Source organism: Bacteroides sp. Phil13 (assembly GCF_001940965.1).
GTDB lineage: Bacteria > Bacteroidota > Bacteroidia > Bacteroidales > Bacteroidaceae > Bacteroides > Bacteroides intestinalis.
On sequence record NZ_MSHA01000010.1, the window covers coordinates 98882 to 119150 of the forward strand.

General features: G+C 41.2%; 24 protein-coding genes and 1 tRNA gene. 13 read left to right on the plus strand and 12 right to left on the minus strand.

The genetic code is table 11. From position 1 onward, the window contains the following. The first annotated feature begins 301 nt into the window (after window positions 1–301). The 3 genes from BWI44_RS01505 to BWI44_RS01515 are packed head-to-tail and all read left to right on the plus strand — an operon-like array spanning window position 302 to window position 3166. Window positions 302–1063 carry a DUF1295 domain-containing protein gene (locus BWI44_RS01505; RefSeq protein WP_195208333.1) on the plus strand — a complete coding sequence of 254 codons (762 nt, stop codon included), beginning with the start codon at window positions 302–304 and terminating at the stop codon, window positions 1061–1063. A 37-nt stretch (window positions 1064–1100) separates the two neighbouring features. Next, window positions 1101–2321: an NADH:flavin oxidoreductase gene (locus BWI44_RS01510; RefSeq protein ID WP_007659896.1), complete on the plus strand. Its 1221-nt coding sequence runs from the start codon at window positions 1101–1103 to the stop codon at window positions 2319–2321. Continuing rightward, window positions 2321–3166 (plus strand): SDR family oxidoreductase, encoded by an 846-nt coding sequence (locus BWI44_RS01515; protein WP_195208332.1) that lies wholly within the window; start codon window positions 2321–2323, stop codon window positions 3164–3166. Before BWI44_RS01510 ends, BWI44_RS01515 begins: the two co-directional genes overlap by 1 nt. 57 nt (window positions 3167–3223) lie before the next feature. Here the strand turns inward: BWI44_RS01515 and pfkA are convergent, their stop codons facing one another. From pfkA to porQ, 4 genes are all read right to left on the minus strand, one after another. Continuing rightward, window positions 3224–4204 carry a 6-phosphofructokinase gene (gene pfkA, locus BWI44_RS01520; protein WP_007659890.1) on the minus strand — a complete coding sequence of 327 codons (981 nt, stop codon included), beginning with the start codon at window positions 4202–4204 and terminating at the stop codon, window positions 3224–3226. A gap of 100 nt (window positions 4205–4304) precedes the next feature. Continuing rightward, window positions 4305–5177, minus strand: coding sequence for a 4-hydroxy-3-methylbut-2-enyl diphosphate reductase (locus BWI44_RS01525; protein ID WP_007659888.1), 873 nt, complete (start codon window positions 5175–5177; stop codon window positions 4305–4307). Window positions 5178–5239: 62 nt separating this feature from the next. Continuing rightward, window positions 5240–5929 (minus strand): (d)CMP kinase, encoded by a 690-nt coding sequence (gene cmk, locus BWI44_RS01530; protein WP_021967041.1) that lies wholly within the window; start codon window positions 5927–5929, stop codon window positions 5240–5242. Window positions 5930–5951: 22 nt separating this feature from the next. Beyond that, window positions 5952–6917, minus strand: coding sequence for a type IX secretion system protein PorQ (porQ, locus tag BWI44_RS01535; protein WP_195208331.1), 966 nt, complete (start codon window positions 6915–6917; stop codon window positions 5952–5954). 206 nt (window positions 6918–7123) lie between these two features. Here porQ and BWI44_RS01540 point away from each other — a divergent pair, with 206 nt between their 5' ends. The 9 genes from BWI44_RS01540 to BWI44_RS01580 all read left to right on the plus strand — a co-directional run bounded on the left by BWI44_RS01540 (window position 7124) and on the right by BWI44_RS01580 (window position 13093). Further along, complete coding sequence (locus tag BWI44_RS01540; RefSeq protein WP_007659882.1) at window positions 7124–7810, plus strand: energy transducer TonB; 687 nt, start codon at window positions 7124–7126, stop codon at window positions 7808–7810. Between the two features lie 81 nt (window positions 7811–7891). Beyond that, a complete protein-coding gene (locus BWI44_RS01545) occupies window positions 7892–8866 on the plus strand; it encodes a polyprenyl synthetase family protein (RefSeq protein WP_195208330.1) in 975 nt (324 codons plus the stop codon). Window positions 8867–8884: 18 nt separating this feature from the next. Next, window positions 8885–9598 (plus strand): hypothetical protein, encoded by a 714-nt coding sequence (locus tag BWI44_RS01550; RefSeq protein ID WP_007659880.1) that lies wholly within the window; start codon window positions 8885–8887, stop codon window positions 9596–9598. After that, window positions 9595–10374 carry a TatD family hydrolase gene (locus BWI44_RS01555; RefSeq protein ID WP_138292926.1) on the plus strand — a complete coding sequence of 260 codons (780 nt, stop codon included), beginning with the start codon at window positions 9595–9597 and terminating at the stop codon, window positions 10372–10374. The genes BWI44_RS01550 and BWI44_RS01555 overlap by 4 nt, the downstream gene beginning before the upstream one ends. A gap of 162 nt (window positions 10375–10536) precedes the next feature. Then, window positions 10537–10624 (plus strand) — tRNA-Ser (locus BWI44_RS01560). Between the two features lie 80 nt (window positions 10625–10704). After that, window positions 10705–11508: a MotA/TolQ/ExbB proton channel family protein gene (locus BWI44_RS01565; protein WP_007659875.1), complete on the plus strand. Its 804-nt coding sequence runs from the start codon at window positions 10705–10707 to the stop codon at window positions 11506–11508. Window positions 11509–11513: 5 nt separating this feature from the next. Then, entirely contained in the window at window positions 11514–11999 is a 486-nt protein-coding gene (locus BWI44_RS01570) for a hypothetical protein (RefSeq protein ID WP_007218977.1), read from the plus strand. Between the two features lie 36 nt (window positions 12000–12035). After that, window positions 12036–12629: an ExbD/TolR family protein gene (locus tag BWI44_RS01575; protein ID WP_118296224.1), complete on the plus strand. Its 594-nt coding sequence runs from the start codon at window positions 12036–12038 to the stop codon at window positions 12627–12629. Beyond that, complete coding sequence (locus BWI44_RS01580; RefSeq protein WP_007210400.1) at window positions 12629–13093, plus strand: ExbD/TolR family protein; 465 nt, start codon at window positions 12629–12631, stop codon at window positions 13091–13093. Before BWI44_RS01575 ends, BWI44_RS01580 begins: the two co-directional genes overlap by 1 nt. A 60-nt stretch (window positions 13094–13153) precedes the next feature. Here the strand turns inward: BWI44_RS01580 and BWI44_RS01585 are convergent, their stop codons facing one another. Both BWI44_RS01585 and BWI44_RS01590 read right to left on the minus strand, forming a co-directional pair. Further along, window positions 13154–13690 carry a GNAT family N-acetyltransferase gene (locus tag BWI44_RS01585; RefSeq protein ID WP_117707788.1) on the minus strand — a complete coding sequence of 179 codons (537 nt, stop codon included), beginning with the start codon at window positions 13688–13690 and terminating at the stop codon, window positions 13154–13156. Window positions 13691–13720: 30 nt separating this feature from the next. Next, on the minus strand, window positions 13721–14998 hold the full coding sequence (locus BWI44_RS01590; RefSeq protein WP_007667935.1) for an IgA Peptidase M64: 1278 nt from the start codon (window positions 14996–14998) through the stop codon (window positions 13721–13723). Window positions 14999–15214: 216 nt separating this feature from the next. On the opposite strand from BWI44_RS01590, the gene BWI44_RS01595 reads away from it, so the two are divergent. Then, the gene (locus BWI44_RS01595) at window positions 15215–15691 is read left to right on the plus strand and encodes an Lrp/AsnC family transcriptional regulator (RefSeq protein WP_007667933.1); all 477 of its coding nucleotides are present in this window, start codon (window positions 15215–15217) and stop codon (window positions 15689–15691) included. A 3-nt stretch (window positions 15692–15694) separates the two neighbouring features. Here the strand turns inward: BWI44_RS01595 and BWI44_RS01600 are convergent, their stop codons facing one another. From BWI44_RS01600 to BWI44_RS01625, 6 genes are all read right to left on the minus strand, one after another. After that, window positions 15695–16183 (minus strand): dihydrofolate reductase, encoded by a 489-nt coding sequence (locus BWI44_RS01600; RefSeq protein ID WP_195208328.1) that lies wholly within the window; start codon window positions 16181–16183, stop codon window positions 15695–15697. An 18-nt stretch (window positions 16184–16201) separates the two neighbouring features. Next, complete coding sequence (locus BWI44_RS01605; RefSeq protein ID WP_007667929.1) at window positions 16202–16996, minus strand: thymidylate synthase; 795 nt, start codon at window positions 16994–16996, stop codon at window positions 16202–16204. 95 nt (window positions 16997–17091) lie between these two features. Next, window positions 17092–18276 (minus strand): cardiolipin synthase, encoded by a 1185-nt coding sequence (gene cls / locus BWI44_RS01610; RefSeq protein WP_286810847.1) that lies wholly within the window; start codon window positions 18274–18276, stop codon window positions 17092–17094. 224 nt (window positions 18277–18500) lie between these two features. After that, complete coding sequence (locus tag BWI44_RS01615; RefSeq protein WP_118308190.1) at window positions 18501–18830, minus strand: DUF5056 domain-containing protein; 330 nt, start codon at window positions 18828–18830, stop codon at window positions 18501–18503. Next, complete coding sequence (locus tag BWI44_RS01620; protein WP_118424048.1) at window positions 18814–19362, minus strand: RNA polymerase sigma factor; 549 nt, start codon at window positions 19360–19362, stop codon at window positions 18814–18816. Before BWI44_RS01620 ends, BWI44_RS01615 begins: the two co-directional genes overlap by 17 nt. Further along, window positions 19359–19994: a DUF6249 domain-containing protein gene (locus BWI44_RS01625; RefSeq protein ID WP_195208326.1), complete on the minus strand. Its 636-nt coding sequence runs from the start codon at window positions 19992–19994 to the stop codon at window positions 19359–19361. Before BWI44_RS01625 ends, BWI44_RS01620 begins: the two co-directional genes overlap by 4 nt. Window positions 19995–20269: the final 275 nt, after the last annotated feature.

The following is a 20269-nucleotide window of genomic DNA, read 5'->3' on the forward strand; positions in this document are numbered from 1 at the left end:
TGACTATTAGAGGCGTATAATAACCCTATCTCAGTATACGACTGAGGTACCCTAAGTATCATACTGAGATGCCCTAAGTATGGGACTGAGATACCCTAAGTATACAACTATGTCTCATCCTGTTTGCTTTTGTAAGTAACTTTGTACTCATTTCTGACGTAAATCGCTAACTTATCACTTTGATTTAAAATTCATTGTTTTTGGAATAATTCGCTAACGTCTTTGTAAACTAATTAAGGGGAGGAAGTTTTCTTTTTCCTTCTTTTTATATATCTTTGCCTGTACTTAAATCGAAACAAGTATGGAACAAGGGACTTTTCAGCTATTTCTTGGTGCAATGAGCATCATCGCACTGTTTGTTTTTATCGCACTTTATTTTGTCAAAGCGGGATATGGAATGTTCCGTACTGCATCTTGGGGCATTTCTATCAATAATAAATTGGCATGGATGCTGATGGAGGCACCTGTGTTTATTGTGATGTTGTTACTTTGGTGGAATTCAGCACGATATAATTCAATTGCTCCCCTAATTTTCTTTCTCTTATTTCAATTACATTATTTCCAGCGCGCCTTTGTGTTTCCTTTCCTGCTGAAGGGAAAGAGCCGTATGCCGCTTGTCATTATGATGATGGGAATGCTGTTCAACCTCCTGAATGGCTTTATGCAAGGAGAATGGCTTTTTTATCTGGCTCCTGAAACTCTTTATACACCGGACTGGCTGATGACTCCCCAGTTTATTATTGGAGTATTGCTATTCTTTACCGGAATGGGAATCAACTGGTATTCGGATTATGTAATCCGCCATCTTCGTAAACCGGGAGATACGCGGCATTATCTTCCATCGCAGGGGATGTATCGTTATGTCACTTCTGCCAATTACTTTGGTGAAATTATAGAATGGGCGGGATGGGCTATATTGACATGGTCGGTTTCCGGACTGGTTTTCCTGTGGTGGACAGTGGCTAACCTGGTTCCTCGTGCCAATGCCATCTGGCATCGTTATAAAGAGGAATTTGGAGATGCGGTGGGAAACCGGAAACGTGTTTTTCCGTTCCTCTATTAATCTCTCACTTATAAATCACAAATCATAAATAATACTCATGAGCAAGTTATTTACTCCTGTAACTTTTGGTCCGCTGACTTTACGGAATCGTACTATCCGTTCGGCGGCATTTGAAAGTATGTGTCCGGGTAATGCCCCTTCGCAAATGTTGCTTGACTATCACCGTTCAGTTGCGGCTGGTGGTGTTGGAATGACTACTGTGGCCTATGCAGCTGTCACCCAAAGTGGTTTGTCGTTCGACCGCCAATTGTGGATGCGGCCTGAAATTATCCCCGGATTAAAAGAACTGACTGATGCTGTACATGCCGAAGGTGCAGCGGCAGCTATCCAGTTGGGACATTGTGGCAATATGTCACATAAAAGTATCTGTGGTGTTACTCCTGTCGGAGCTTCCACCGGTTTCAATCTTTACTCACCGACTTTTGTTCGTGGCTTGAAAAAAGAGGAATTGCCGGAGATGGCACGTGCGTACGGCCATGCTGTGAATTTGGCTCGTGAGGCAGGCTTTGATGCTGTTGAAATACATGCCGGACATGGATATTTGATTTCTCAGTTCCTTTCTCCTTATACGAATCGCCGTAAGGACTGCTTTGGTGGCTCCTTGGAGAATCGAATGCGCTTTATGGATATGGTAATAGAGGAGGTGATGAAAGCTGCCGGAACGGATATGGCTGTATTGGTAAAAATGAATATGCGTGATGGTTTCCGTGGCGGGATGGAAATGGATGAGACTATGCAGGTGGCAAAACGCTTGGAGCAATCAGGAGCTCATGCATTAGTATTAAGTGGAGGCTTTGTTAGTAAGGCTCCTATGTATGTGATGCGTGGTCGGATGCCTATCCGTACTATGACTCATTATATGAATTGCTGGTGGCTGAAGTATGGAGTGCGAATGGTAGGAAAGTGGATGATACCGACCGTTCCTTTCAAAGAGGCTTATTTCTTGGAAGATGCGATGAAGTTCCGGGCAGGAATTAAGATACCATTGGTATATGTAGGTGGTTTAGTTTCGCGTGAAAAAATAGATGAGGTACTGAATGATGGTTTTGAAGCTGTGCAGATGGCGCGTGCCCTGCTTAATGAACCGGGTTTTGTGAACCGAATGCGTGAAGAAGAGAAAGCACGCTGTAATTGTAAACATAGTAATTATTGTATTGCACGGATGTATTCCATTGAAATGGCATGTCATCAGCATTTGAATGAAGAACTTCCGGCTGGCTTGAAGCGGGAAATTACAAAAATAGAAGCAAAAGGATAATGAAACAGAAACTTGCTGTTATAACCGGAGCAGATGGAGGTATGGGAATGGAGATTACACGCGCTGTTGCTGCCGCCGGATATAAAGTCATTATGGCGTGTCGTGATCCAGAAATCGCAGAAGAGAAACGTCAGTTAATAATGCGGGAAACAGGAAATATAGCATTGGAAATAGTACCGGTCAATCTTGCTTCTTTATCTTCTACGGCTTCTTTTGCCAATGAACTTCTTCAGCGTGGAGAAGCTATCACCTTGTTAATGAACAATGCCGGCACCATGGAAACGAAACGTCGTATAACCGAAGATGGATTGGAACGTACGGTGAGTGTCAATTATGTAGCTCCCTATCTATTGACTCGTAAATTGTTACCATTGATGGAAGAGGGAAGCCGGATTGTAAATATGGTGTCTTGTACTTATGCCATCGGTAGACTGGATTTCCCTGACTTCTTTTTGCGTGGAAAGAGAGGTGCTTTCTGGCGTATTCCGATTTATAGTAATACGAAATTGGCATTAACTTTGTTTACAATAGCTCTATCGGAGAAGGTGAAAGAAAAAGGAATTATTGTCAATGCTGCCGATCCGGGTATTGTTTCCACCAAAATCATTACGATGCATATGTGGTTTGATCCGCTGACGGATATCTTTTTCCGCCCTTTCATACGTACGCCTCGCCAAGGAGCAGCGACAGCCATCAGTTTGTTGCTGGATGAGGATGCGGGAAAACGTACCGGAACATTGAATGTAAGTTGCCATTCTAAACAGCTCTCAGAGAAATTCTTTCATCATGTACAGATGAAGGAACTATGGGATAAGACAGAAGAAATTGTAGCAAAATGGCTATAATGAAAAAGGCACGGATGAATTTCATCCGCGCCTTTTTCATATTTCACTATATTCTAATTAAATAGAGAGTTCTCTCAATACATTTACCAAGTCTTTCTTGATTGGCTTATCATTCTTGATAGCTTTTGTGAAAGGAACGTATACTACTTCATCATGTTCGATACCAATCATCACGTTCCGTTGTCCTTCCATGATGGCATCGATAGCTGCTGCGCCGAGTCGGCTGGCAAGGATACGGTCGTGAGCAGTAGGACTTCCACCGCGCTGCAAGTGGCCAAGGATGGTAACACGTACATCGTATTGAGGATATTCATTCTTCACACGCTCTGCAAAGTGCATGGCTCCACCTGTCAGTTCGCTTTCCGCAACAATTACAATACTACTGTTTTTGGATTTGCGGAAACCATTCTTGATGAATTCTTCCAGTTGATCGACTTCCGTACTGAACTCTGGAATGATAGCGGCCTCTGCACCTGAGGCGATGGCACCGTTCAATGCAAGGAAACCAGCGTCACGTCCCATTACTTCCACGAAAAACAAACGCTCATGAGAAGTAGCGGTATCGCGGATTTTATCCACTGCATCCAGAATGGTATTCAAAGCTGTATCATAACCGATAGTCGTATCTGTTCCGTACAAGTCATTATCGATAGTACCCGGCAATCCTATACAAGGTACATCAAACTCTTGTGCGAAAATACGTGCACCTGTCAATGAACCGTCACCACCAATGATAACCAAGGCATCAATGCCTTCCTTTTTCATATTATCATACGCAATCTGGCGTCCTTCGGGAGTAGTGAATTCCTGACAACGAGCTGTTTTCAGGATAGTACCACCTAATTGTATGATATTACTTACGTTCTGGCTTTTGAATTCTTTAATTTCGCCGGTTACCAGACCTCTGTAACCTCTATATATACCTTTTACTTGTAATCCGTTGTAAATAGCAGCACGTGTTACTGCACGAATAGCAGCGTTCATTCCCGGTGCATCACCACCGGATGTCAAAATACCTATGCACTTAACTGTTCCCATAACAATCTTTTAGTTTGGTTTAAATAATCGACGCAAAGATAGCAAAAAGCTGAGGGCGTGATTCATATTTAACGTTAATTTGTTGTTTCAAAACGGTGACTTATTGTCCTGTAAGTCGTGATTGAATGGCCTTTGAAATTTCTTCCATCAGCCATTTGGGAGTGGAGGTTGCTCCGCATACTCCGATAGAGGAAGCTCCAGTCAGCAGAGAATTGTCTATCTCTTCAACACTGTCTATCAAATGGGAATTAGGGTTGATTTTTTTGCATTCGCTGAACAGCATTTTCCCATTGGAACTTTTCTTGCCACTTACAAAGAATACCAGATCGTGCGAAGCGGCAAATTTCCGTATGTTCGGAATACGATTGGCTACTTGCCGGCAGATGGTATCATAATATTCGAATGTGACATCAGGCGAGATATGCTCTTTGATGTATTCTACGATTTTCTGGAATTCGTCCAATGACTTTGTTGTCTGTGAATATAAACGGATGCTCTTGGTGAGATCCAGTTTTTTAGCTTCTTCCAGCTTTTCTATAACGATTGCTTCTCCGGTAGTTTGTCCCACTAAACCAAGGACTTCCGCATGACCGGTTTTTCCATAGATAACGATTTGTTTATCCTCGGTATCTTTCTGATTATATTCTTGCTTGATTTTCTTTTGTAAGCGGAGTACTACCGGGCAAGTGGCATCAATGATTTCAATATTATTGCGACGGGCAATTTCATAAGTTTCGGGCGGTTCTCCATGGGCACGCAGCAAAACTTTGGCATCGTGCAAATGATTAAAGTCATCATGATTGATAGTGATGAGGCCCATCTCTTTCAGGCGCTCCACTTCACGGCTATTGTGCACGATGTCTCCCAGACAATACAAAGTACCGCCATTGGTTAGCTCTTCTTCAGCTTTATTTATTGCAGTGACTACGCCGAAGCAGAAGCCTGATCCCTCATCTATTTCTACTTTTACCATAATATAATATGTTGATATAGAGATTGTAAATAGGTCATCGGAAGGGCTAAACCCTTTTTCCTTTATCCCTTAACGGTTTTATCGAATTGCTTTTGTAACCATTCTTTTTGTTGAGAAATAGTCATGGTTGTGTTGTCTAACAGCAATGCGTCGTCTGCTTTGCGAAGTGGGCTTACTTCACGATTCTGATCGATATAATCCCGTTGCTTTACGTTCTCAAGTATTTCATCAAAACTGGCTTCTTGTCCTTTGGCTTTCAATTCGTCATAACGACGCTGTGCGCGGATCTCGGGGGTGGCAGTTACAAATATTTTTAGTTCTGCATCGGGAAAAACCGTAGTTCCAATATCACGTCCATCCATGACAATACCTTTGGAATTACCCATTGCCTGTTGTTGTGCCACCATTGCTTCGCGTACAAAGCCTAAAGTTGCGATAGGGCTGACGCGAGAAGAAACTTCCATACTACGGATTTTATTTTCTACATTTACTCCGTTCAGATAGGTGTCAGGACGTCCGGTCAACGGATTTAGTTGAAATGAAATATGAATATTACCAATTTCTTTCTGAAGTCTTTCCGTATCAATCTCATTTCCTTTAAAGATGCCATTTTCTATACTGTATAAAGTGACTGCACGATACATGGCGCCACTGTCTATGTATATGTAACCTATTTCACGGGCAAGATCTTTTGCCATGGTACTTTTTCCACAGGAGGAAAAACCGTCGATTGCGATAGTTATCTTTTTCATGTTGAGTTATACTATTTATATATTATAAGGTATATGACAAATTAAATATAAGTGAGGATGAACTCACATGATATTTGGCGTATGCCATCCCTAATTTCAATCGTTTTAATTGAATACCTGTGCCACAAGTAAAACCCGCCCAATGGCTGGAGCCGTTTATTTTCATTTCTTCTCCACGGCGGAAGTTGTATCCGGCTGCCAGGTAAAAGTTGTTGGTTGGGAGAAAATCAATGCCAAGGGCGATATGATTTAACAATTTCTTTCCAAAATTGTTTGCTGCTGTGGCTGATGTACTCCATTGTGTCAGGTCATGTAGAGTAAATGAGAGCCTGAAAGGAGCATGTGCCAGTCGTTTGCTAAAACCAAGCTGTACGTCGGCAGGTAGCTTTTCATGTCGTTCTTCGAAAGCTTTCAGTTGTCCTCCCAAATTGCGTGCAACAAGTGAAGCGGAAAAGTCTGACTCCTGATGATAGTAATTTAATCCCAAATCAATGCCAATTGCGAATGAAGAGTACTTATCATAATGAGAATAAATAAAGTTTGTGCGGACACCACCACTCCAATAATCACTTAAATCATAGGTATAAATGCCCGATATGGAAATATCTTTGGCAGAGAAAGTGCCGATTTCTATATTTTCTTCGGTGGTTTCTTTTAACTCTCCGTAATTTACATATTGAGCGGTTACCGCCCAGGTGGAACGCTCGCCTGCTGTACGTACGAATGCAGCTCCTCCAACATTGACACCATCCATATAAAGCATATAATTCAGGTTGAGAGTTTTATCCGCCACACACGAAAGAAGGGCGGGATTTTGGACAGCCATCGTTAAATCGTCTTCTATAATAGAAATGTTTTCTCCACCCAATGCCGATGCGTGGGCAGAAAAAGGAAGCTTTAAAAATTGGAAGGCGCTGGCTCCGTCTTGCGCATGTAAAACGGAGAAAATCAGTAGTAGTAGCGCCGTAATAAAAGACTTTTTCAACATTTCATTTAAAATTATTGCCAAAGATACGGTATTTTTAAAATATCTCGTTACATTTGTGGCACAAAAGCGCAGGTGTGCTTTTTGAAGGATAAAAAAAACAAAAATGGGTGTATATTGTCTTAAAAAAGATAGTACGGATGAACGTTTTGCAGAAAAAGTACTATATTTGCCCAAAATGAGAAACACGTTAAAATAATATTATAATTATGGAAATTAAGAAAACACCTAAAGCAGATTTGGAGAACAAAAAATCGACTTGGATGCTTATTGGTTATGTTATTGTGCTGGCTTTTATGTTTATAGCATTTGAATGGACAAAGCGCGATATCAAGATCGATACAAGCCAGGCGCTTACTGATCTCTATTTTGAAGAAGAAATGGTTCCTATCACTGAGCAGGAAGAAAAAGTAGCTCCTCCTCCTCCAGAAGTAGCTCCGATTAACGAAACGTTGGAAATCGTAGCTGATGATGCTGATGTGGAAGAAACAGTTATTGCTTCTTCTGAAGAAACAGGTCAGGCAGTAGAGGTAAAGTATGTACCTGTAACTGTTGTTGAAGAAGAACCGGAAGAACAAACCATTTTTGAGGTTGTAGAACAAATGCCTGAATTCCCAAATGGTGGTATGGCTGGTTTGATGCAATTCTTGAGCAAGAACATCAAATATCCTACTATTGCACAGGAAAACGGTACTCAAGGTCGTGTAACAGTACAATTCGTTGTTAATAAGGACGGTAGTATTGTAGACGCTAAAGTCATAAGAGGTGTTGACCCGTATTTGGATAAAGAAGCACTCCGTGTGATTGGTACTATGCCGAAGTGGAAACCCGGTATGCAGCGCGGTAAACCTGTACGCGTTAAATATACAGTGCCTGTAATGTTCAGATTGCAGTAATACGTTATCTATATAAATAAAGAGGCTGCCGATAAAGCAGCCTCTTTTTATTCTTACTATTCTCCTTAATTTATAATCACTATGTTTACAGCTTCCGAGCTTCTCGAAAAAATTAATTCTCATATTACTGATTTACAGTTTACGCGTACTCCAAAGGGATTGTATGCTCCGGTGGAATATGTTCTGTCTATGGGTGGAAAGCGAATTCGCCCGGTATTAATGTTGATGGCTTATAATTTGTATCAGGAAGATGTGACTCGTATCTATGCTCCGGCTATAGGTATTGAAGTTTATCATAATTATACCCTTCTTCACGATGATTTGATGGATCGTGCTGATCGTCGTAGAGGCAAAGAAACGGTCCACAAAGTCTGGAATGATAATACTGCGATTCTTTCGGGCGATGCAATGTTGATTTTAGCTTATCAATTTATGGCAGAATGTTCTCCATCCTTTTTGAAGGAAGTCATGGATCTTTTTAGTCTAACAGCCCTTGAAATATGTGAAGGTCAGCAAATGGATATGGAGTTCGAACAGAGAAATGATGTAGCGGCGGAAGAATATCTGGAAATGATTCGTCTGAAAACAGCAGTTTTATTAGCTGCAAGTTTGCGAATCGGTGCCCGTTTGGGAGGTGCTTCAGCAGAAGATGCAAATCGTTTATATGATTTTGGAATGCAAATAGGAGTTGCTTTCCAATTGAAAGATGATCTTTTGGATGTTTATGGTAATGTCAAAGTCTTTGGGAAAAATATTGGTGGAGATATCCTTTGCAATAAAAAAACTTATATGCTGATTAAGGCATTTGAACATGCCGATTCAAGTCAACGTGAGCAGTTAAATTATTGGGTTCATGCAAAAGCCTTTCAACCCGTTGAAAAGATTGCTGCCGTTACGGAACTCTATAATCAGATTGGCGTAAAAGCTATTTGTGAGAATCAAATGTTGGAGTATAGCAATCGTGCGATGGAAAGTTTAGCGGCTGTCAGTGTTGCAGAGGAAAAGAAAGAAGAACTTAAAAAGGTAATAGAGAATTTGATGCATAGAGAGGTTTAATAGTGTCTTTTTGGATTTATGCCTTATAGAAGATTACCAAATACAGATCAGGCGAGAATACGGGCACTGAAAGCAGTGGTTGCGAAAGCTGATGTCCAGAACCTTTATGATTTGGCAGTTTCCCTGAAGACGTTGACAGAGGCCCGGAATTTCTTGACGAGGTTTGAGGCTGCCCAGTCTTATTATTTGCAATGTTTTGAACGTCAGTCGCAGGCTGGTCATAAGCATCAGGCCAATGTAAAGATGGCGCGTTTGTATGTATCTCATTTTATTCAGGTATTGAATTTAGCTGTAATACGTTCGGAAGTACGTGTTGCTCACAAAGCATATTATGGCTTACCGGGAGATAGTACAAATGTTCCGGATTTATCAACAGAAACAGCATTAGTGGAATGGGGACGAAAAATTATAGATGGAGAGGCTAAACGAACTTCACAGGGCGGAATTCCTATTTATAATCCTACAATAGCCAAGGTTAGAGTGCATTATGATATCTTTACAGATAGTTATGACCGACAAAAAAATCTGCAAGCTTTGACAGCGCGTAGTTTAGAATCTCTTTCTGCTATGCGAACCACAGCAGATGAATTGATTTTAGATATTTGGAACCAGGTTGAAAAAAAGTTTGAAGATGTTTCTCCAAATGAGAAACGTTTGGATTTGTGCCGTGATTACGGATTAATTTACTATTACCGTACCGGTGAAAAACGAAAAGAAGAAGTAAACAAATGAGACTGATAGATACACATTCCCATCTCTTTTTAGAAGAATTTTCAGAAGATTTACCGCAAGTTATTGAGCGTGCCCGTTCTGCAGGAATCACTCATATCTTTATGCCTAATATCGACAGTACGACAATTGATTCAATGTTATCGGTATGTAATACCTATAATGATTATTGTTTTCCTATGATAGGACTGCATCCTACTTCTGTTAATGCCGATTATGAAAAAGAACTGGAGATTGTGGCTCGTGAACTAAAGTCTTTCAATAAGTATATTGCAATAGGGGAGGTTGGTATGGATCTTTATTGGGATAAAACTTTTCTGAAAGAACAGCAGATTGTATTAGATAAGCAAATCAATTGGGCTTTGGAATATGACCTTCCTGTCGTTATTCATTGTCGGGATGCCTTTGGCTATATATATAATGTACTGGAACCTTACAAGAATACTTCTTTAAAAGGAGTTTTTCACAGTTTCACGGGTACTGATGATGAGGCTGCCCGGATTCTGGAGTTTTCAGGTTTTCTAATTGGAATTAATGGTGTGGTCACTTTTAAAAAGTCGCGCCTTCCGGAAGTTTTGACTAAAATACCTTTGGAGAAGATTGTTCTTGAAACGGATTCCCCTTATCTCACTCCGGTTCCGAATCGTGGTAAGAGAAATGAAAGCGCCTATGTGAAGGATACTTTGATGAAGGTTTCTGATATCTACCGGATGTCTCCGGAGGCCGTTGGACGTGTTACTTCCGAGAACGCTTTAAAAGTGTTTGGAATGCTCAAATAACATCGTAAAGATTTTAAAGTTTATTAATTTTGAGATTTTATTAAAGATAAAACGGAGAGAATGAGGGGCAAGAACGAAAAAAAGAATACATTTGTAGCTGAAAACGCTTGTGGTTCGCATTTTTTTTGTAATTTGCAGCCGTTTTTGAAAGAGGCGTCTATTGGAGAGATGCTCGAGTGGTTGAAGAGGCACGCCTGGAAAGCGTGTATACCTCTAAAGGGTATCCGGGGTTCGAATCCCCGTCTCTCCGCAGAATGAAAGAAGGAAACAAAAATAATAAATGAATATAATAAACAATTTAATTAATTAATCTTAAAAATTAGACACACAATGAAAAAGTTATTTGCAATTGTTGCTGTGATGGGAGTCTTAACATTTGGCTCAACTCAACTTGCTCAGGCTCAAGATGCTCCTGCAGCTGAACAAACAGAACAAGCTGCTCCTGCAGCTCAAGCAGCTCCTGCTGGTGATGCTACTGTAGAGGCAGAAGAAGGTGGTATTCACAAGGAAATCAAGACTAAATTTATTGAAGGTACTGCATCTTTCATGAGTTTGGTTGCTATCGCTTTGGTTATCGGTCTTGCATTCTGTATTGAACGTATCATTTATCTGAGCTTGGCTGAAATCAACACAAAGAAATTCTTGGCTGCTATTGAAGCTGCTTTGGAAAAAGGCGACGTAGAAGCTGCTAAAGACATCGCACGTAATACAAGAGGTCCTATCGCTTCTATCTATTACCAAGGCTTATTGAGAATTGATCAAGGTCTTGACGTAGTTGAGAAGTCAGTAGTATCTTATGGTGGTGTACAAGCTGGTTACTTGGAAAAAGGTTGCTCTTGGATCACACTGTTCATCGCAATGGCTCCGTCTTTGGGATTCTTGGGTACTGTAATTGGTATGGTGCAGGCATTTGATAAGATCCAACAAGTAGGTGATATCTCTCCGACGGTTGTAGCAGGTGGTATGAAAGTTGCCTTGATTACAACTATTTTCGGTTTGATCGTTGCTTTGATTCTGCAGGTATTCTACAATTATATCCTGTCTAAGATCGAGGCTTTGACCAGCGAAATGGAAGATTCTTCTATCACTCTGTTGGATATGGTTATCAAATATAACTTGAAATACAAAAAATAAGAGAAATGGCTAAATTATCATATAGAGTATCATATTACGTACTGTATGTTTTATTCGCCGCTATTTTAGTAGTATTGGGCTTATTCTACTTCGGTGGAGATGCTCAGGGCGATGCAGTACTGACGGGTGTTGATCCCGAGATGTGGCAGCCTGCACAGACAGAAAGTCTGCTGTACTTGATGTATGGTTTGTTTGCTTTGACTGTTGTTGCAATGGTAGCTGCGTTTATCCTGCAATTTGGTAGCGCATTAAAAGATAATCCTGTAAAAGCTTTGAAATCACTACTAGGTGTTATTTTATTGGTTGTCGTAATGATCGTTGCTTGGTCTATGGGTAGTGGAGAACAGATGAATATACCAGGTTATAGTGGAACTGATAATGTTCCGTTCTGGCTAAAGGTTACTGATATGTTCCTGTATACTATTTATTTCTTACTGGGAGCAACTGTTCTTGCAATGCTTTTCAGTAGTATTAAAAAGAAATTATCATAATCGATTGAGGGAACTCGATCTAATGGAGTAATTACAATGGCAAAAGGAAAAAGAAAAGTTCCTGATATAAACTCAAGTTCTACAGCGGATATTGCTTTCCTATTGTTGATCTTCTTCTTGATTACGACTTCTATGGATACGGACCGTGGTTTGGCAAGACGTTTGCCGCCACCACCCGAAACAGAAGATAGAAAGGATGATTCAGATAAGGTTAAGGAGCGTAACGTTATGACAGTCTTCCTAAACATGAACGACCAGTTGATGGCTAATGGAGACTATATCAATGTAGATCAATTGAGAGATAAGGCAAAAGAATTCATTGCTAACCCGTATAATGATGAAACCAAACCGGAAAAGCATGCAAAAGAGATACCTTTCTTTGGTACTATGCAGGTTACGGAAAAGCATGTAGTTTCTTTGCGTTGCGACCGTGGATCTTCCTACAAGGCATATTTGGCTGTTCAGAATGAACTGGTGGCTGCTTATAATGAGCTGAGAGAAGAATTGTCTCAGGAAAAGTTTGGCAAAAATTATGCCGCTTTGGATGAAGATCAACAAAAAGCAATTCGTGATGTATATCCTCAGAAGATTTCTGAGGCAGAACCTAAAAAGTACGGAGAAAAGAAGTAATGGGAAAATTTAATAAGACTGGTAAACGCGAAATGCCTGCGTTGAATACTTCTTCTCTGCCTGACCTTATCTTTACTCTGTTGTTCTTCTTTATGATTGTAACAACAATGCGTGAGGTAACATTAAAGGTTGAGTTTAAGGTTCCGCAAGCTACAGAATTGGAAAAACTGGAAAAGAAATCTTTGGTTACGTTTATCTATGTAGGAAAACCTACAGCTGAGTTTCGTAAGAAACTGGGCAATGAAAGCCGTATCCAATTGAATGATAGCTATGCTGAAGTTGCTGAAATTCAGGACTACATTATTGGTGAACGTGCCAGTATGAAGGAGGAAGATCAGCCTCAGATGACTGTTTCTTTGAAAGTTGACCAAGATACGAAAATGGGTATCGTTACAGATATCAAAGAAGCTCTTCGTAAAGCTTATGCATTGAAACTTAACTATTCTGCGCAACCGCGTCAGTAAAAAGTTAATCAAACTATAAAAAATAAAGGGTGCTTATTCGAAATAAGCACCCTTTATTTTTTATCCCCTTACATTATATACTTCTTTGTATATAGAGTCTTTTACTGTTTCAAAATCTCTTTCACACTCTAAATCTCCATGAGCCATAAGCAACATTGGAAGATATTCATCTGTAGGTCTGTATGGAGGTTGAAGATATGGTTTTTCCCAGAGCACGAATCCTTGGCGCTTATAGAAATTAATACGTCTTTGGGCCATTTCTTCTTCCGGCATTTCCACTTCCAGGACAATAGGGTGTTGAAGCAACTGACATAAATGATTTAAAACATTCTTTCCATGTCCGCCATTACGCTGGGCTGGATCTACGGCGAAATGTTCGACATAGTAGAATTTGCCGAAATCCCAATAGGTAATGAATCCTACAGGGGTATCATGATGGAAAATAATATTGTTATAGAAGTGAGGTCTGCTATCGGTGTACAGACGAAGCTCCTCTAAGGGGCGGTGTTCTTCCGGTGGGAAGGCAGCGGTTATCAACTGTTCCATGTACTCATACAAAAATCCATCAGCGGTGCTGATGCGTTGAAGTCTGATCATAATGTTGGTCTTTAAAGTTTAGTTCTCTTATTATTTTGTATAAAAATCAATTAGTCTTTGCAGTGCTCGTTGGCATACCGGACAAAATGTAGGATGTTCATTGGTACGCATGCGGCAGTTATCAGCAGGACGGAATATCCCTTTGGCAGAATATCCGCCTCCTTCATACACTCCTACCGGATACTTAGCCTGTTCGCTGACAGGGGTAGGGACAGGAGTACCTTTGACAAGCATATCTTCCCATTTTGAAGCAAAATCTACGCGTGTACTTATGTTCTGTTCCCAAGGTTCTGTATCCAATGGGTAAGTATCTGTCATGACGTCATCATTGTAGAAGTACTCGTCAGCTAATCCTCCGAAGCTGTGCCCAAATTCATGCACAACTACCGGGCGGAACATCGGATGGTGTGCAGTGGTTAAAGTATATGCATTATAGATACCGCCACCACCATATTCTTCAGTATTGGCGAGAATAATAATGTGTTCATAAGGTATTCCGGCTAAAGCATCGTGTATGGATTTGACACACCGGGTTGTCAGGTAACGATCAGAATAGAATGTGCTGAAATGCGAGTTAAAAGCCGTATGCTTCCATTCTCCTAAACGGGGGACACTTACACCACTGTCGTCAGAAGGACTGGCGACTGCTACAATATTGAAGCGATCTTTCATACTTTTGAATGGTTCGTGTGAAAATAGACTCTTACAGGCGATTTCCGCATCCTGATAGAATACGTCCATCTCGGCAGGCGTATATCCTTCGGCAAGGATGGCTACGTCGATACATTTATCTGTTTCACCACTTTTTAGCAGGTACTTATGCGGAGTGATATGTGCAGTCCCTTTTTGATGAATAAGTACATCATCCGGGCGAACAGTGTGTTTCAGACATGTACGCACTTCTTTTCTCGGACTTAACAATGTGATTTCTATTTCCACGGGGCGGAGTGGATAGGGGAGTAAAAATGTATTTTCAAATCCTTTGCTGATGACCTTAGCTTCATCCGTCTCCAGCCATTCTTGAAAGAGGGAAGAAAAAGAAGTCGTATAGACTGTTTTTCCACTTTCCAAATCCTTCATGATAATTTGTCCGTTACCTTGCAAAGGTAGTTCGGCCAAATGATGGCGTCTTCCGGCCCATGATGGAAGTACGGATAGCTCGTCCAGACAAACATTTTGGCAAGAAGCGTCTCCTGTAAAGATATAATCAACACGCAATGTCTTATCGGCAAAATACTCAGTGTAGTTTTGCGCATGGCCTACTGTTAGTATCAGCAAGCATAATGCAAGTACAAGATATTTTTTCATAGCAATCTTATTTTGTAGTTATAGGCAAAGATAATGCAAATTGAGCGCATAACTTTCATGCATGTATGAGAAAATAAAGCCGAGTGTGGGTTTATTCATTTTTTAGCAAGAAAAGTAATAAATCGTATTTTAATTGGGAAAGATTTTGCTAACTTTGCATATTACTGTATGAGAATACGGTAAAGCAATCGTTATTTATTAATCATAAATTAAGAAATGGGACATCATCAATTGGATACTTTAGACGAGCAGATACTGAAATTGATTGCAGATAATGCCCGTATTCCTTTTCTGGAAGTGGCAAGAGCTTGTAATGTTTCCGGCGCAGCCATACATCAACGCATACAAAAACTGACGAATTTAGGTATCTTAAAAGGATCGGAATACGTTATCGATCCGGAAAAGATCGGTTATGAAACTTGTGCCTATATTGGTATTTACCTGAAAGATCCGGAATCATTTGACGCAGTGACAAAGGCGCTTGAAGCTATTCCGGAAATTGTGGAATGTCACTTTACGACAGGTAAATATGATATGTTTATCAAACTTTACGCACGCAATAACCACCATTTGCTGAGCATTATCCATGATAAATTACAGCCACTGGGGTTAGCGCGCACTGAAACACTGATATCTTTCCATGAAGCCATTAAGCGGCAGATGCCAATCATGGTGGAGGTCGATGAAGATTAGGAATTACTTACGGATATAATCCACAAATGCATAGGAGCAGGGATGTTTCTCGTCAACGAGATGAGACTCCCTGCTTTTTTCGTGCCATATCGCAAAATCCACAGCCGGGAAATAAACATCTACCTGAGGTGCTTCGGCAGCGATTTCTGTCAGACAAAGCATATCTGCCAATGGCATTGCTTGCTTATAAACACTTGCACCGCCAATAATATATACTTGTTCCTCCGGTTGACAGCTCTGCAAAGCTGCTTCAAGAGTGGGAAATACTTCTGCGCCGGGGCACAGAGTTGCAGGATTGGATGAAAGCACTACGTTCCTACGATTGGGCAGTGCGCCTTTAGGCAGAGATTCAAATGTTTTTCTTCCCATGATTATTGTGTTCCCTGTGGTTAATGCCTTGAAACGCTTCAAATCATTGGGAAGCCAGAATAACAGTTTATTTTGAAAGCCGATCCCTAAGTTACGGTCTACGGCGGCGATGATACTAACCATGATTGGATTTATGATTTGTTAAACAGAAACTTTACCGGCAATATGCGGATGCGGGTCGTAATTTACCAATTCGAAATCTTCATATTGGAAATCAAAGATACTCTTCACGTCCGGGTTTATTTTCATTTGTGGCAATGGGCGTGGTTCACGGGAAAGTTGTAGTTTCACCTGCTCCAGATGATTCAGATAAATATGCGCATCACCAAGCGTGTGAATGAAGTCTCCTGCCTTCAATCCGGTTATCTGTGCCATCATCTGCAACAGTAGAGCATAAGACGCAATATTGAAAGGTACACCAAGAAAAATGTCCGCACTACGTTGATAGAGTTGGAGGCTTAACCGTCCGTTTGCCACATAGAATTGAAAGAACGCATGGCAAGGAGGGAGATTCATATTGTCAAGATCCCCCACATTCCAAGCACTGACAATGATGCGTCGGGAATCCGGATTATGAAGAATTGTTTCTACAGCCTCACTGATCTGGTCGATGGAACCACCTTTATAATCAGGCCAGGAGCGCCATTGATAACCGTAAATATGTCCTAACTCACCATTTTCATCCGCCCATTCGTTCCAGATGCGAACGCCATGATCTTGCAGATACTTGGCATTGGTATCTCCATTCAGGAACCATAGCAATTCATATATAATTGATTTCAGATGTAGTTTTTTGGTGGTGAGGCAGGGAAAGCCTTCGTCCATATTAAAGCGCATCTGATGTCCGAATACGCTGATCGTACCGGTTCCGGTACGGTCTTCCTTGTGTATGCCTTCGGTTAATACCCGGTTGAGCAAGTCTAAATATTGTTTCATGATTGCAGATTACGAATTATAAACAACAAAAGTGGCCATCTTTTTAGCCTCGCCAAAGGTAATTAAACTTCGGCAGATAGCATAATTATTTCTAATTAAAGGAATGGTGTCATCAGGTTACCCACCCAGCCTACAAACTTCTTCCATCCGGAACGTTTCTTCCAAACCTCGGGAGTCAATAGCGTACTATTCTTTTTATCTCGTTCAAACATATCATTCAACTGATGAGTGACGGTGGGATCGAAAATAAATGCATTTGTTTCGAAGTCATAACGCAGACTGCGGCTATTCAGATTGGCTGTACCTACAGTACAGAAGTTCCGGTCCACCATCATAATCTTGGAATGGTGGAACCCTCCGTTGAAGAGATAAACTTTTGCTCCTTTTTTCATCAACTTGTGCACAATGTAGAAAGATGCTTCCGGCGTAAAAGGAATATCAGAGACAGCAGGTATCATGATTTCCACTTCAGTACCTTTCTTTAATGCGTGCTTGATGGCTTTCCGGATGGATTTGGTTGGTACAAAGTAAGGGTTTACAATCTGTATGCTATGTTGTGCTGCTCCGATGGATGCTGCATAAGCGTGACTGATAGAGCGGGGAGTTTCCCGTGGTGTACGGTCTACTATTGCTATTTCTTCCGCTATACTGTCGGGCAGTTGCGGTATATCCGGAAAGTAAACCGGTCCACCGATATGCTGTTTAGTTTCTTGGTTCCACATAGTGAGGAAAATGCCTTGCAGATAACGCACTGCATCTCCTCCTATGCGCATGTGCATATCGTGCCATTGCCCGATTTTAGGCAATCCGGTGATGTAATAGTCGGCGATGTTCATGCCACCGGTATATCCTATTTTTCCATCAATTACTACAATCTTCCGGTGGTCACGGTGCATGGCATGATTGATCCATGGGAAGGTAATCGGGTCGAATTTCACGATTTCAATACCTCGGTCACGGATTGCTTTCAAATGACGCTTTTTCAGTGGTTTGCTATTCGACCAATTGCCAAAAGCATCGAAGAGGGCACGGACTTCCACACCTTCCTGCACTTTTATAGCAAGTAGGTCGAACAGGGCATTGGCGATAGAGTCATTGCGGAAATTGAAGTATTCCAGATGAATGTGATGTTTGGCATGGCGTATTTCTTCGAAGAGGTCAAGGAACTTCTCCCGTCCGCTCATCAGTAGCTTTACTTCATTGTTGGCAGTGACCGGGATACCTTGTTGTTGTAGATAATGCATCACGAGCGAGTCACTGGTAGCAACTTGCGCGTGAATATTTCCTATAAAAAATAATGCAGATGATAATATGATGAATAATATTCTTCTCAAAACTTCTTACGCTTAGTTAGTTTTTCTAATTGAGTCGACAAAGATACAATTTATTGGTGAGAAATGTTTGCTCAGTTAAAAAAAAATAGCCCTTGACTTGCAGAAAGCAGATAAGGACTAACTAAATTATTGTAAGGGTAAACGGATTTATTGCAAGGGATAAGTGAACTTTATGCTAAAGAACAAATCTTGCGATATCCTAAGTAGACAAGTACTACTGCCGCTATGATCAGTGATTTGGGATCGAGTTCCGCTGCACCGCTTTGTACGGCACTGGTGAAAGTCTCGCGCAAAGCTCCCAGCACTAGTTGCAAACCATCAAGAACAAAGAACAACACCACGGCAAGTGTAAAGCAGAACAAGCTCCACAGCTGCGAAATCCGGTAATACCGGTCGGGCAGGTGGTGCATCACGCGACGGCTGAAGCCGTTATCTTCTATCTCTTTCCGATTGTCAGAGAAGAATTGCTGCAAAAGTTTATCATCAGTTGTTTCCGTCATAACCATTTTGTTTTAAGTAGGTAGCCATTTTTTCTTTTGCCCGCGAGAGGTGGCTTTTGACTGTTCCCGCCGGGCATCCCGTGATACCTGCAATCTTTTCGATGCTCTGATCTTCCATGTAGAACAAGGTGATGCAGGTTCGTTCCATTTCTTTTAGTGTCGCCAGCGCCCGGTAAACGTCCATCTGTTGTCCTACGTCATCCTGACTGGTGTTCCAGTGAGTATCCACTTCCCGGGTGTCAAGGTCAGCTGTCTCCTTCCGACTGCGAAGATAATCATAAAATACATTATATGCAATACGGTAAAGCCAGGTGGAAAAATTGGACAGGTTTTTGAATGAAGCCAGGTTAGTGTAGGCTTTGATAAACGTGTCCTGCGCCAGGTCGTCACTCAATTCGTTGTCGCCGCAAGTCAGGTTGAGGAAGAACCGTCGCACGGGCGACTGGTACTTCTTCACTAACTGGTCGAAGGCCCTGGTGTTGCGAAACACCACGACCTGTGCAACTAACGATATGTCATTGAGTTGGCTCATCTCTCCCGGTTGTTCTTTTTATTAGAGTCTTGCGTATAATAGATAACTAATTGTCCGAATCCGGTGAACATGATCAATAGTCCGATGCAACCCATTCCGAAGTTTCCGGTGATGGCCCAAAGGAAGATGAATAATCCGATACCAATAAAGATGTTCTGAATACCTTTGGTGCGGATATCTTCTGTTTTTTCCGCATTTTTGAAGAAGTCCTCAGGTAGTTGTTGTCCACTGGAGAGAGCTTGTTCTGCAAGGCGGTATTTGGCTTTTCTATTTTTGTAATTGAAAAAGAATACCGTAAAGACGATGAGTAACGGCAGACCGAAGATGAAGACGATGGCAGTGACTGAAATAATGGTTTCGGAGGTTTTGCCGTCTAAGTCGAATAGATTCCAGTGCCAATCACCGTTTTTGTCCTGTTTCCATCTTCTGTCGGCATGGGCAGAATCCCTTCCTTCGTAGGTCATGACGCTGAGCGTATCGGTTACAGCCTTTCCGTCAATGATAGTATCGCGCAGTTCAATTACGCGTTTTTTGTTCCCCAGACTGTCATTTTCTGTAACCGTTCTGTTTTTTGCCTGTACCAGTGAGCATAATGTCATGGCGGCGATGAGTGCTAAAATTATCCGTTTCATAATCATATTTTGTTTTATCTTTTATTGTTTCTTTGTGTGTTAGACGTATCATGTTAGTTCGAAAGTTGCAAAGAGACGATATTTTTTTTAGAAAATCAGTATTATCTGAAATTATTTGCCAGATATTTAGGTTTATGCAAGGTAGGGGATATTAAGTATTCCTTTCTTTCCCGATATGAACACAATCCAACTCCTGATCCGCATAAATAATATTAAGTTTCAGAGGTTAAGCCGCCGCATCGCCACTTTTATCCCTTTTCGCTGCGACGGTTAAG